12 protein-coding genes are annotated in these 12873 nt (G+C 71.9%); 2 read left to right on the top strand and 10 right to left on the bottom strand.

Features of this window, described 5'->3' with window-relative positions; genetic code table 11:
* Positions 1–26: 26 nt before the first annotated feature.
* The 5 genes from AB6L24_RS29375 to AB6L24_RS29355 form a co-directional block, all read right to left on the bottom strand.
* The gene (locus AB6L24_RS29375) at positions 27–992 is read right to left on the bottom strand and encodes a glycine betaine ABC transporter substrate-binding protein (protein WP_405660178.1); all 966 of its coding nucleotides are present in this window, start codon (positions 990–992) and stop codon (positions 27–29) included.
* Between the two features lie 2 nt (positions 993–994).
* Positions 995–2962 (bottom strand): ABC transporter permease, encoded by a 1968-nt coding sequence (locus AB6L24_RS29370; RefSeq protein ID WP_405660175.1) that lies wholly within the window; start codon positions 2960–2962, stop codon positions 995–997.
* Positions 2962–4116, bottom strand: a complete 1155-nt coding sequence (locus tag AB6L24_RS29365; RefSeq protein ID WP_405660172.1) for a glycine betaine/L-proline ABC transporter ATP-binding protein — start codon at positions 4114–4116, stop codon at positions 2962–2964. The genes AB6L24_RS29370 and AB6L24_RS29365 overlap by 1 nt, the downstream gene beginning before the upstream one ends.
* On the bottom strand, positions 4113–5648 hold the full coding sequence (locus AB6L24_RS29360; RefSeq protein WP_405660169.1) for a GMC family oxidoreductase: 1536 nt from the start codon (positions 5646–5648) through the stop codon (positions 4113–4115). The genes AB6L24_RS29365 and AB6L24_RS29360 overlap by 4 nt, the downstream gene beginning before the upstream one ends.
* 66 nt (positions 5649–5714) lie before the next feature.
* On the bottom strand, positions 5715–7217 hold the full coding sequence (locus AB6L24_RS29355; RefSeq protein ID WP_405660166.1) for an aldehyde dehydrogenase family protein: 1503 nt from the start codon (positions 7215–7217) through the stop codon (positions 5715–5717).
* A gap of 194 nt (positions 7218–7411) precedes the next feature.
* On the opposite strand from AB6L24_RS29355, the gene AB6L24_RS29350 reads away from it, so the two are divergent.
* On the top strand, positions 7412–8224 hold the full coding sequence (locus AB6L24_RS29350) for a hypothetical protein (protein ID WP_405660164.1): 813 nt from the start codon (positions 7412–7414) through the stop codon (positions 8222–8224).
* Between the two features lie 49 nt (positions 8225–8273).
* On the opposite strand, the gene AB6L24_RS29345 is transcribed toward AB6L24_RS29350, so the two are convergent.
* The 3 genes from AB6L24_RS29345 to AB6L24_RS29335 all read right to left on the bottom strand — a co-directional run bounded on the left by AB6L24_RS29345 (position 8274) and on the right by AB6L24_RS29335 (position 10075).
* Complete coding sequence (locus AB6L24_RS29345) at positions 8274–8807, bottom strand: hypothetical protein (protein WP_405660161.1); 534 nt, start codon at positions 8805–8807, stop codon at positions 8274–8276.
* A gap of 3 nt (positions 8808–8810) precedes the next feature.
* A complete protein-coding gene (locus AB6L24_RS29340; RefSeq protein WP_030360733.1) occupies positions 8811–9062 on the bottom strand; it encodes a helix-turn-helix transcriptional regulator in 252 nt (83 codons plus the stop codon).
* 83 nt (positions 9063–9145) lie between these two features.
* Positions 9146–10075 carry a LysR family transcriptional regulator gene (locus AB6L24_RS29335; protein WP_405660158.1) on the bottom strand — a complete coding sequence of 310 codons (930 nt, stop codon included), beginning with the start codon at positions 10073–10075 and terminating at the stop codon, positions 9146–9148.
* Positions 10076–10167: 92 nt separating this feature from the next.
* Here AB6L24_RS29335 and AB6L24_RS29330 point away from each other — a divergent pair, with 92 nt between their 5' ends.
* Positions 10168–11649, top strand: coding sequence for an MFS transporter (locus AB6L24_RS29330; RefSeq protein WP_405660156.1), 1482 nt, complete (start codon positions 10168–10170; stop codon positions 11647–11649).
* A gap of 9 nt (positions 11650–11658) precedes the next feature.
* Here AB6L24_RS29330 and AB6L24_RS29325 read toward each other — a convergent pair whose 3' ends face one another.
* Both AB6L24_RS29325 and AB6L24_RS29320 read right to left on the bottom strand, forming a co-directional pair.
* Positions 11659–12438: a hypothetical protein gene (locus tag AB6L24_RS29325; protein ID WP_405660153.1), complete on the bottom strand. Its 780-nt coding sequence runs from the start codon at positions 12436–12438 to the stop codon at positions 11659–11661.
* A 31-nt stretch (positions 12439–12469) separates the two neighbouring features.
* Positions 12470–12859 carry a hypothetical protein gene (locus AB6L24_RS29320; protein WP_405660150.1) on the bottom strand — a complete coding sequence of 130 codons (390 nt, stop codon included), beginning with the start codon at positions 12857–12859 and terminating at the stop codon, positions 12470–12472.
* Between the last annotated feature and the right edge of the window lie 14 nt (positions 12860–12873).

The raw sequence follows: 12873 nt of genomic DNA, 5'->3' as shown, positions 1-12873 counted from the left end.
GGCGGGACTGGGGCGCCCCCGCGAGGCTACTTCGGGAGCCACCCCCGCCACTTCGACTCGTTCGCGTCGATCCACTTCTTCGCCGCGTCCTCGGGGGACATCTTCTTGTCGGCGATCATGAGGGAGACCTCGTTCTGATCGGCCTCGGACCACTTGAAGTTCTTCAGGAACTCCGCCGCCTTGCCACCGTTCTTGGCGAAGTCGGCGTTGAGGAACTTTTGGAGGGGCGTGTGCGGATAGGCGCACTTGATCTTGGCGGGGTCGGCGTCGCAGCCCTCCTTGTAGGCGGGGAGCTTCACCTCCGTCATGGGGACCTTCTTGAAGAGCCACTGGGGCTTGTACCAGTAGGTCAGGAAGGGCTTCTGCTGCTTGGCGAACTGCTCGATCTGGGTGATCTGAGCCGCTTCGGAGCCCGCGAAGACGACCTTGTAGTCGAGGTCGAGGTTCTCGACGAGGGCCTTGTCGTTGGTGACGTAGGACGGGGAGCCGTCCATGAGCTGGCCCTTGCCGCCGCTCTCCGGCGTCCGGAAGTCCTTCGCGTACTTGTTGAGGTTCTTCCAGTCGGTGACGTCGGGGTGCTTCTTGGCGAAGTACGTGGGGACGTACCAGCCGATGTGCCCGGTGACGCCGATGCCGCCGCCGGGGACGATCGTCTTCTTGTCCTTGATGTAGCGCTGCTCCTGGTCCGGGTGGCCCCAGTCCTCCATGATCGCGTCGACGCGGCCCTGGCTGAGGGCGTCCCAGGCGGGGATCTCGTCGATCTGGACCTTGTCGACGCGGTAGCCCAGCTCCTCCTTGAGGAGGTACTCGGCCACGGCGACGTCGGCCTGCGCGCCCACCCAGGACTGCACGGACAGCGTCACGGTCTTGGCGCCGGCCGCGTTGGCGTACGGCGACGCCTGCTTGGACATGTCGGCCTTGCCGCAGCCGGAGAGGGCGACGAGGGCACCGACTCCCGCGAGGGCGGCGGTCACACGCGTACGTACCCGCATGGTCAGGCTCCCTTCTTCGCGCGGCGTTCCGTCGGCTGCGTCACGCGGTCCAGCATCAGACCGAGGCAGACGATGGCGATGCCGCCGACCAGACCGGTCGCGAGGTCACCGCGGGCGAGACCGGCGAGCACGTCGTAGCCGAGACCGCCACCGCCGACCAGACCGCCGATGACGACGACGGCGAGGACGAGGACGACGCCCTGGTTGAGGGCGAGCATCAGCGCGGGGCGGGCCAGCGGGAGCTGGACCTGGCGCAGCTGCTGCCAGCTGGTGGCGCCGAGGGACTGCGCGGACTCCATCGCGGCGGGGCTGACCTGGCGCAGGCCCTGCGTGGTGATGCGGATGACGGCGGGCAGCGCGTACACCACGGCCGCGGCGACGGCGGGGGCACGGCCCACGCCGAACAGGGCGACCACCGGGATCAGGTACACGAACTGCGGCATCGTCTGGAAGACGTCCAGGACCGGGCGCAGGAGGGCTTCCAGGCGGCGGCTGCGCGAAGCCGCGATGCCGATCGCGAAGCCCAGGACGACGGTCACGGCGACGCCCGCGAGGACCTGGGAGAGCGTGTCCAGGGAGGCGTTCCAGACGTCGAGGACGCCGATCGCCGCCATCGCGAGGACGGCGGTGAGCGCCGTCTGCCAGGTGCCGATCACCCAGGCGAGGGCCGCCACGATGAGGAGCACCGACCACCAGGGCAGCCCCTGGAGGCCGTCGCGGATCGGGTCGAGGACGTACGTGGTGAAGTGCGCGGCCCAGTCCGCCGTACCGCCGACGACGGGCACGCCCGTGTACAGGTGGTCGACCATCCAGTCCTTGGCGGTGTTCACCGGCTCGGCGATCTGCACGACCCAGCTCGTCGGCCACTCCAGGCGGTCCGCGAACCTGGCCGCGAGGGCGCAGGCCAGGGTCACGGCGGCGGCGATCGACCAGCCGCGCCAGCCGCGCAGCGGCGAGTTGTCCTCGGCGTGCGCGCCGAGGCGTTCGCCGGCCGCGCCGGTGACGCGGTCGAGGACGACGGCGAGCAGCACGATGGGGATGCCGGCGGCGAGGGCCTGGCCGACGTCGACGGTGGAGAGCGCCTGGTAGACGCGGTCACCGAGGCCGCCGGCGCCGATCACGGACGCGATGACGGCCATGGAGAGGGCCATCATGATCGTCTGGTTGAGGCCGAGCAGGAGTTCCTTGCGGGCCAGCGGCAGGCGCGCGGACAGCAGGCGCTGGCGCGCGGTCGCGCCGAGGGACGCCACCGCCTCCATCACGCCGCCGTCGGCGCCGCGCAGGCCGAGGGCGGTGAGGCGGGCCATCGGCGGGGCCGAGTACACGACCGTCGCGAGGACGGCCGCGGGCACGCCGATGCCGAAGACGAGCACGACGGGCAGCAGGTAGGCGAAGGCCGGGAGCACCTGCATGGTGTCGAGGACCGGGCGCATCATGCGGAAGATCCGGTCGTTGAGCCCGGCGGCGAGGCCGAGCAGCATGCCGAGGATCACCGACGCGAGCACGGCGACGACCATGAGCGCGAGCGTCTGCATGGTCGGCACCCACATGCCGAGCAGCCCGCAGGCGGCGAACGCGGCGGTCGCGAGGGCGGCGAGCTTCAGGCCCGCCACGCGCCAGGCGATCGCGCCCGCGGCGACGGTGACGCCCGCCCAGCCCGCGGCGAGCAGCACCAGATAGACGCCGCGCACGGACAGCACGATGGCGTTGGAGATGTGCCCGAAGAAGTAGGTGAAGAGCCAGTGGGTGTCGCGGTTGTCGATGATCCAGTCGCTGGCCTTGGTGAGCGGCTCGGCCACGTCGACGGTGAGCGCCTCGGGCCAGGCGCCGGAGGCCCACTTGGCGTTGAGGATCGGTACGGCGACGGCCGCGACGACGGCGAGCAGCAGGAGCTTGACGACGGCGCGGCGCCGCAGCAGGGCGCCGATCCCGGTATCTCGTACCGGAGTGGACGCGGTGGCGGTGGCCATCAGGAAGCCACCTCGCCGGTCGTCTCCTTGCGTATCGAGGTGCCCGCCTTCGCGGCCGGACCGCCGCGCCCCGCGGCGCCCTTGGGGGTCACGCCCGCGACGACGCCGAGCAGTTGCTCGTGGTCCACGACGCCGAGGCACCGGCCGCCGTCCATCACGCGCGCCGGGAAGCCGGAGCGCGCCACGGCCTCGATGGCCTCCGACACCGTCGCGTCGGGCGCGATCGCCGGGCCCTTGGTGTCCTCGTCGGCGTCGGAGTCGACGGGCCGCATCGCGCTGCGGCAGGTCATGACCTGCTCGCGCGGCACGTCCCGGACGAAGTCGCGTACGTACGCGTCGGCGGGCGAGCCGACGATCTCCTCGGGCGTGCCGAGCTGGACGACGCGGCCGTCGCGCATCAGGGCGATGCGGTCGCCGAGCTTCAGGGCCTCGCTGAGGTCGTGGGTGATGAAGACCATGGTGCGGCCCTCCTCACGGTGCAGGCGGACGACCTCCTCCTGCATGTCGCGGCGGATCAGCGGGTCGAGGGCGCTGAACGGCTCGTCGAAGAGCAGGACCTCGGGGTCGGCGGCGAGGGCGCGGGCGAGGCCGACGCGCTGCTGCTGGCCTCCGGAGAGCTGGCCCGGCTTGCGCTGCTCCAGGCCTTCGAGGCCGACCTTCTCGATGACCTTCATGGCCTTCTCGCGGCGCTCGGCGCGCGCCACGCCCTGGATCTCCAGGCCGTAGGCGACGTTGTCGAGGACGGTGCGGTGCGGGAGCAGGCCGAAGTGCTGGAAGACCATGGACGCGCGGTGGCGGCGCAGTTCGCGAAGGCGGTTCTTGTCCATGGCGAGGACGTCCTCGCCGTCTATCTCGACGGAGCCGGAGGTCGGCTCGATGAGGCGGGTCAGACAGCGCACGAGCGTGGACTTGCCGGAGCCCGACAGGCCCATGACGACGAAGACCTCGCCCTTCTTCACCTCGAAGGACACATCGCGCACGGCGGCGGTGCAGCCGGTGCGCTCACGCAGCTCCACGGGGTCGAGGCCGGTCAGCTCGCTGTCGCCCGGGACGGTCTCTGCCTTGGGGCCGAAGACCTTCCAGAGGTTGCGTACGGCGAAGACGGTGTCCGTGGCCGCGTCGGCGGCGGGGGTGACGGTCGCGGTGTCGCTCATCGGCCGTCACCTCCCAGGATCTCGGCACATTTCTCCCCGACCATGAGCACTCCGATCATCGGGTTCACGGCGGGCATCGTCGGGAAGACGGATGCGTCCGCGATACGGATTCCTTCGAGGCCCCGGATCTTCAACTCCGGGTCGACCACGGCGAGTTCATCACCGGAAGCTCCCATTCGGCAGGTGCCTGCCGGGTGGTAGACGGTGTGCGCGGCCTTGCGCACGAGCTCGCTGATCTCCGCGTCGTCGGTGACCTCCGGGCCGGGGAACACCTCGCGCTTGAGCCACTTCTTGAACGGCTCGGCCTGCGCGACCTTCCGCGCCAGCTTGATGCCGTCGACGAGCGTCCGCCCGTCGTAGTCCCCTTCGTCCTCGAAGTACCTGAAGTCCAGGGCGGGCTTCACCTCGGGGTCCGCGGACGTCAGGTAAAGACGGCCGCGGGCGCGGGACTTGGGGATGTTCGGCGTCATCGACACGCCGTGCTCGGGGCGTTCGTAGCCGAGCCGCTCCGGGTTGTCCGTGAACGGGATCTGGTAGAAGTGGAACATCAGGTCCGGGCCCTTGTGGGCCGGGTCCCGCTTCACGAACAGACCGGCGTCGGAGTCCATCGCCGAGTTGCCGGGGATCGGCCCGTTGGTCTCCCACACGATGACCGACTCCGGGTGGTCGATGAGGTTCTCGCCGACGCCCGGCAGGTCGTGGACGACCGGGATGCCGAGGGCTTCGAGGTCCTTCTTCGGCCCGATGCCCGAGAGCATCAGCAGGCGGGGCGTGTCGACGGCCCCGGCGCAGACGAGCACCTCACGGCGGGCGGTGAGCAGCTGCTCCGCGCCGTCCTTGGTGCGGATGTGGACGCCGCGCGCGGCCTTGCCGTCCAGCTCCAGCTTGGTGGCCCAGGTCTCCAGGAAGAGGTGGAGGTTCGGGCGGTCACCGGCCTCCATGTGGGGGTGGAGGTAGGCGACGGACGCGGAGGAGCGCTTGTTGTTCTCCGGGTGGTACGCCAGGTCGAAGAAGCCGACGCCCTCGTCGAAGGGCTTGTCGTTGAAGCCGACGACCTCGGGCACGCCGAGCGCGGTCTTCGTCGCCTCGACCCAGTCGGTGGCGATCTGGTTCTGGTCCTTCTTGGCGACGCGTACGACGTTGTTGCGCAGCTTGCCGTAGTAGGGGTCCATCGCCTCGGCGTTCCAGCCGGTGGCCCCGGCCTCCTCCCACTCGTCCCAGTCGGACGGCAGCGGCTTGAAGGAGATCAGGGTGTTGTGCGAGGAGCAGCCGCCGAGGACCTTGGCGCGGCTGTGCAGGATGTGCGAGTTGCCGCGCGGCTGCTCGGTGGTGGTGTAGCCGTAGTCGAGCTCGCCGCCGAGGAGGCCGAGCCAGCGGCGCAGCGTCAGGACGTCGTCCCGGTCGATGTCGCTGGGGCCGCCCTCGATGACGGCGACGGTGACGTCCGGGTTCTCGGTGAGGCGCGAGGCGATCACGGACCCGGCGGTGCCGCCGCCGACGATGACGTAGTCGTACTCGTTCGTTTCAGCCATGGGGGAACTGCTCCTCTTCCTGCGAGGTCGTACAAGGTGCTTTCGCGTAATGGGGGGACGGGCGGATCAGCCCGCGAACCACCGCACCGGCTTCGGCGCGAGGTTCTCGTAGACGTGCTTGGCCTCGCGGTACTCGGCGAGTCCCGCCGGGCCCAGCTCGCGGCCGACGCCGCTCTTGCCGAACCCGCCCCACTCGGCCTGCGGCAGGTAGGGGTGGAAGTCGTTGATCCAGATGGTGCCGTGGCGCATCCGGCGTGCCATGCGGCGGGCGCGCCCGGAGTCGGTGGTCCACACGGCGCCCGCGAGGCCGTACTCGGTGTCGTTGGCGAGGGCGACGGCCTCGTCCTCGGTGCGGAAGGTCTCGACGGTCAGGACCGGGCCGAAGACCTCCTCGCGGACGACCTTCATCTCGCGGTGGCACTGGTCGAGCACCGTCGGCTCGTAGAAGTAGCCGGTCGCGGGCCGGGCGTCGGTGGGCTCGGGCCGCTTGCCGCCGGAGCGCAGGACGGCGCCCTCCGCGAGCGCCGAAGCGACATAGCCCTCGGTCTTCTCGCGCTGCTCCTTGGAGACCAGCGGGCCGCACTCGACGCCGTCCTCGGTGCCCCGGCCGAGCTTGATCTTCTCGGCGCGGCGGGCGAGTTCGGCGACGAAGCGCTCGCGCACCGACTCCTCGATGATGAGGCGGCCACCGGCGGAGCAGACCTGCCCGCTGTGGATGAAGGCGGCGTTCAGGGCCTGGTCGACGGCCGTGTCGAAGCCCTCGTCGGTGGCGCAGGCGTCCGCGAAGACGACGTTGGGGTTCTTGCCGCCGAGCTCCAGGGCGACCTTCTTCACGCCGAGGGCGGCGGCCTGGGCCACCTTGGTGCCGGAGACGAGGCCGCCGGTGAAGGAGACCAGGTCGACGTCCGGGTGGTCGGCGAGGCGGGCGCCGACGGTGTGGCCGGGGCCCGTGACGATGTTGGCGACGCCCGCGGGCAGGCCCGCCTCGGCGAGCAGCTCGATCAGGGCGACCGTCGTCAGCGGCGTGATCTCGCTGGGCTTGATGACGAAGGTGTTGCCGGCCGCGAGGGCCGGGGCGATCTTCCAGCTGGCCTGGAGCAGCGGATAGTTCCAGGGCGTGATCATGGAGCAGACGCCGATGGGCTCGTGCACGACGACGCTGTGGATGTCGTCGGACCCGGCGTCGACGACACGGCCCGCGCCCTCGCCGATCACCAGGTCGGCGAAGTAGCGGAAGGCGTCGGCGACGCAGTCGACGTCGACCCGGCCCTCTTCGAGGGTCTTGCCCGCGTCCCGGCTCTCCAGGAGGCCGATCTTCTCGCGGTCGCGCACGAGCAGGTCGGCGACGCGGCGAAGCAGCGCGGCCCGCTCGGCGACCGGCGTGCCCGGCCAGGAGCCCTCGTCGAAGGCCGCGCGGGCGGCGGCGATGGCCGCGTCGGCGTCCTCGGCACCGCCCTCGGCGATGGTCGCGAACGGCTTGGCATCCGCGGGGTCGATGATCTCGCGGGTCGCGCCGGAGGCGGCGTCACGCCACTCTCCCGCCACGTGGATGGTCTGTTGTGCGGACACGTCCCTCTTGCCTTCCGTTCCTGGCAGTTTCTGCCGTTTGCCCCACCTGATCACTCGTGGTAGCCGGGAGCACCTGCCCGGACCCCGGAAAAGCATGCGCATTCGATGGCCGAAAGTGCGCTGTGTCACTGCGCGTGCGGGTACGCGGGGCGAAACGTACGCTCGAAGCACTTTCTGTCACCGGAGGTGACGCTATGAGCAAAATGCCTCGTACGCGACTGCGGACGGCGGGCGCGGCCTGCACCGCCGCGGTCCTCGCCCTCCTGGTCTCCGGGTGCTCCGACGACGACGGCGGCAGCGGCGGCAAGGGCGACAAGGGCGACAGCACGGCGGACCTGTCCGCCAAGGAGATCTCCGACAAGGCCAAGCAGGAACTGCTCGACGCCAAGTCCGTCCACCTCACCCTGACGGACAAGGGCCGCGACGTCGACAAGGACGACCCGGCCGCCATGGACCTCGCGCTCGACCGCGACGGCAACTGCACCGGCACCCTGGCCTTCGGCGCGAACGGGGGCAGGGCGGAGCTGGTCAAGCAGGGCGACAAGGTCTGGATGAAGCCCGACCAGGCGTTCTGGAGGACGCAGGTGCCCGGCGGGCAGGGCGACGCGGCCGCCGAGCTGTTCAAGGACCGCTACATCCACGGCACGACGAAGGACCCCATGCTCAAGGGCCTGTCCGAGGTCTGCGACCTCAAGGAGCTCCAGGAGAACGTGAGCGACGACGCGGGGTCCGACGACGACCCGAAGGACCTGAAGAAGGGCGCCGTCACGACGGTGGACGGCACCCGGGTCATCCCGCTGACCGGCAAGGACGACGACGGCAAGGAGACGACGCTGTACGTCGCCGCCGAGGGCAAGCCGTATCTGGTGCGCGCCACGGAGAAGGGCGACGGAGCCGACCAGACGACGACCCTCACGGACTACGACAAGCCGGTGCCGACGAAGACGCCGTCGGCGAAGGACTCGGTGGACATCTCGAAGCTGGAGCAGGAGCTGCAGCAGGTGTGAGGCGAAGGGCCCGGACGGAGCGGGCCGCGCCGGGGCGGGCCCCGCTCCCTTACGCGAACTCGTCCACGTCGGGCTCGTCGAGCCCCGGCTCGTCCCGCACCGAGAGCGCCGCCACCCACAGCGGCAGCAGCCAGTGCAGCACGAGGGCGCACACCGCCACCTGGAACACCAGCGCCTTCGCCGTCAGGCCCGCGAACCCGACGACGCCCGTCACCACGACGGCCGCGAGCAGCACCCAGGACATGATCCGGTGCGCCGTGGCCCGCGCCCGGTCCCGCTCGGCCCGCTGCCGCTCGTCGAGCACACGGGGCCGCAGCTCCAGGAGCCCGCGGGTGGCGCCGTTGAGGATGCCGGTGGCCACGCACCACGGCAGCAGCAGGCCGAGCATCGTCCAGGTCGTCCAGGACAGCTCGCCGACGACCGTGCCGAGCCAGGCCGCGACGAACCCCACCGTCAGGACGACGTGCGCGCCGACGACGGCGCGGCGGCGTGGGGCCGTGCTGCGCAGCGAAGCCCCCTCACTCCTGTTCATCAGGTCGTACATCGACTGGTCGTACGCGCTCAACCGCTCCTTCTGCGCCATGACTCAACTGTCCTTCCCGTGCCCGTACACCTGATCCGTGAGCGGCTGGAACGGCTCCAGCGAGAACAGCGCCTCGACGGGCAGCCCGAAGAACGCGGCCACCTTCAACGCCAGGTCGAGGCTCGGGTTGTACTGCCCGCGCTCGATGTAGCCGATGGTCTGGTAGTGGACGCCCACGGCTTCGGCGAGGCGCTGCCGGGACACCTTCCGCTCGGCGCGCACCATCGCCAGCCTGTTGTGGACTTGCTCGCTCATGTATAAGAAGTACTACATTCCAGAGTGGTTCAGCAACAGGCTTCTCGCTCTGGCACCCCCTGGCTCCCTCTGGCTCGCCCGGCTCACTCCGGCGCCGCGACCAGCTCCCGGACGCACCCGCGCAGCCACGCGTGCGCCGGATCCGCGTCGTGCCGGGGGTGCCACGCCATGCCGATCCGCAGCGGCGGCAGCTCCAGCGGGACGCGGAACGTGACCAGGCCGAGCGGGTCCATCAGCGGGCGGGCCCAGGACATGCTCAGGCCGACCAGGTCGGTCCGCAGCAGGATGTGGAGGGCGGAGGGGTACGTGCCCACGTTGCCCACCACCCGGCGGCGCAGCCCCGCCTCGGCGAGCGCGGTGTCCACCGGACCGGCCATCCGCCCCTTCCGCGAGACCGTCAGATGATCGGCGGCGGCGAACCGGCGCGCCGTCAACGCGCCGTCCAGCAGCGGGTGTCCGGGCCGCACGACCCCCACCATCACATCCTCGAAGAGCGGCTCGACCCGCACCTCGGGCGCGACCGTGTCGATCACGCCGACCTCCAGATCGGCGATGCCCTCGCGCAGCAGCGGCACGTCCAGATGGCTCTCCGCCAAGAAGCGCAGCCGGACCCCCGGCGCCTCCTTCGCCGCGCGGGCGAACAGGGCGGGCGCGTACGCGGCGGCCAGCGCGTCGTTGCCGACGAGGGTGAGCGTGCGCGACACGGCCCGCAGGTCCTGCGCGCCGGGCCCGGCGAACACCGCCCGCGCCCGCTCCACCACCGCGCCCACCTCGGCCTGCACCGAGAGGGCGTACGGCGTCGGCACCATCTGGCGGCCCGCACGCACCAGGACCGGATCGCCGAGCGCCTTGCGGATCCGGCCCAGCGTGCGGCTCATCGCGGGTTCCGACAGATGCAGCCGGCGGGCGGCGCCGCCCACGCTGCGCTCGTCGAGCAGCACGTCGAGGGCGAGCAGCAGGTTCAGGTCGAGTCCCGCGGTGTCGGCCGGGCGTTCCACTTGCGTCACACGCAACCATTCCTTGCATAACTTGCACTGGAAAGCAGGTACCGGGCGAGCCTACGGTGGCCGTACATCCCACGCCACACCGCTCCCGAGGAGGAGCCTTGCCTTCGCCTGCCCAGGTGCCGGTCCCGGCACCGACGACCGCACCCGCCCCGTCCGCCCCCTCGACGGCACCCGCGGCCCCGGCGCCGTCCGTCCTGAAGCGCTCGACCCTGCTCGTCCTGTGCGCCTGCGTGACGGTCGCGCAGAGCATGGTCGCCGCCATCAACCTGCTGATCCCGCAGCTCGGTTCGTCCGGCCTCGACCCGTCGGCGAGCGAGATCCTGTGGACCGTCGACGCCTACGTCATCGTGTTCGCGGGCCTGCTCATCCCGGCGGGCGCGCTCGGCGACCGGTACGGCCGCAAGGGCGCCCTGCTCACCGGGCTCGGCCTGTTCGCGGCGGGCGCCACGGTCAGCGCGCTCGCCGTCTCCCCCGCCCTGCTCATCGCCGGACGCGGCGTCTCCGGCGCGGGCGCGGCCCTGATCATGCCCGCCACCATGTCCATCCTGATGCGCGTGGCACCGCCCGAGCAGCGGCCCCGCGCCCTCGCCTCCTGGACCCTCGCGATGGGCCTCGGCGGCTTCGCCGGGAACGCGGGCGGCGGCCTCATCGGCGAGTACCTGTCCTGGCGCGCGCTGTTCTGGGTGATGGTGCCGCTCGGCGCGCTCCTCGCCCTCGCCGTGGCCCGCACCACGCCCCGCACCGACCGCTCCGCCGGCACCGCGCACGCGCCCTCCCTCGACCCCGTCGGCACCCTCGTCCTCACCGCGGGCCTGGTCGCCGTCCTCTTCGGCGTCATCGAGAGCCCCCTGTACGGGTGGGGCGCGCCCCGCATCCTGTGCGCCTTCGCCGCCGGGGCCGTCCTGCTCACCGCCTTCACGGCACACGCGCTGCGCTCCCGCGCCCCGCTGTTCGACCCGCGCGTCTTCCGCTCCGCCCGCCTCAGCGCGGCGACCCTCGGCTCGGCGGTCGCCTTCTTCGGCCTGTTCGCCCTCTTCTACGTCAACTCGCAGTACCTGCAGTACGTGAAGGGGTACGGGGCCGCCCGCGCCGGTTTCGCCATCGTGCCGCTGACCATCGGCATGGCCCTGGTGCCCCGCCTCGCGGCCCGCTGGTCGGCCTCGCCCCGCCCCGTGGTGGGCGGCGGACTCCTGCTGATCGGCGCGGGCCTGCTCGGCGTCTCCGCCGCGGACGCGGGCACGCCCTACGCGGCCTACGCCTGCTGGCTGCTCGTCATCTCGGCGGGCACGGGCCTGTGCATGCCCGCCCTCACCATGGGCGTCGTGTCCTCCCTGCCCCCGCACCAGGCGGGCCTCGGCTCCGGTCTCGGCACCTCGGCCCGCGAGATCGGCGCGGCCCTCGGCGTGGCCGTCTCCGGCACGCTCCTCGCCGCCCACACCGGCACCGGCCACACGGGCGGCGCCGCGGACTTCACCTCCGGCATGGCCGCGGCCCTGCGCGTGGTCGGCGCGGTGGTGATCGTCCTTGCGGCCGTGGTGGCGGCGGGGCTCGGGCCGCGACGGCAGCAGGACGGAAGCTGAGGGCGCGGCTCAGTCCGGGTCCGAGCAGGGGGCGAGCGGCGGGCAGAACCACTTCAACGCCGTTGTCACAAGCTCCCGTTCGTCCTGCCTGCCGTCCGCGTCGGCGCCGTACCCCGTGAGGGCGTACAGCTTGCCGTTGGTCGCCTCGAAGCGGTGGTCCACCACGTGCCAGGTGCCGATGTCCGGCTCGTCGGTGATCCGGTCGGTGAGATAGCTGAGGCGGGCGGCGGGGCCCGGTCCTCCCGCGGGGTGGGTCAGGGAGAGCTGCTTGAAACCGGCCGACTTCGGGACCACCGTGTCGTCGAGGAAGGTGCGCAGCGACGCGTCCGGCGTCGGCTCGCTCACCTCGTACAGCTGGAGCCGCCGGGTGTCGTCGGGACTGCGGTAGTTGAGGATGACGACGCCGTTCAGGCCGGTGTTCCGGGAGCGGATCCAGCCGCGCGGGACGGCGAGGCGATAGCCGTCCTGCGGGTCGACGACCTTCTCGTAGGCGGGCGGCGGGCCCCCCGTCGGGGGCGGTGGCGCGGTGTCCCCCGCCTCCGGGGCGCCCTGGTCGGTGCCCGGGCCCTGCGCGGGCTGCCGGTCCGTCAGGTACACCGTCGGCCCCGGCTCGTCCTTCCAGCCGAGCGCCCAGGTCCCGAAGGCGAGCCCGCATGCCGCGAGCACCGCGACGACCCCGCGCCGGGCGCTCCGCTGGCGTGCCGCGTCCCGCTCGTGGAGCGCCGCCAACTCCCGTTCCCGCTCCCGGCCGACCCACTCCTGCCGGTCCCTGTCGTAGATCCGCACCACCGGCCGCCGCTCCTTCCCCGCCCGTCCGCGTTCAGCCAAGGACCGGGGCGAGGGCCTGGAGGACGGCCGTCACCGCGGCGGCCGTCGCGGTCGCGGGCGCGTAGTCCGCGAGCCGGTCGCGCAGCCGGGTCAGGGGCCCGCTCGCGCTGCGGCCGTTCCGGGTGATCTCGTCCGCGACCTCGTCGAGGGCGGCCACGACCTCCGCGTCCTCCTCGTTCTGGGGGGTCCGCCCGCCCTCGCCCAGCTCGCGGCGCAGGGCCCGGACCGTGGTCAGGACGCGGCCGTGGGCCTGGTCCGAGACCACCGTCGTGTGGTTGGTGGACTCGGCCCTGCCGTGGTCGCCGAAGGCCTGGGAGCCGCCGTTGATCGCGTGGATGGTGACGTGCGCTCCGCCGCCGCTCGGGGGCTTCTCGTCGCTCATGGGTGATCCTTCCT

Origin of the sequence: Streptomyces sp. RK9 (assembly GCF_045070545.1) — a bacterium.
Classification (GTDB): domain Bacteria; phylum Actinomycetota; class Actinomycetes; order Streptomycetales; family Streptomycetaceae; genus Streptomyces; species Streptomyces alboflavus.
Note: the sequence above shows the minus strand (reverse complement) of the source record. Positions and strands in the feature narration are given on the sequence as shown.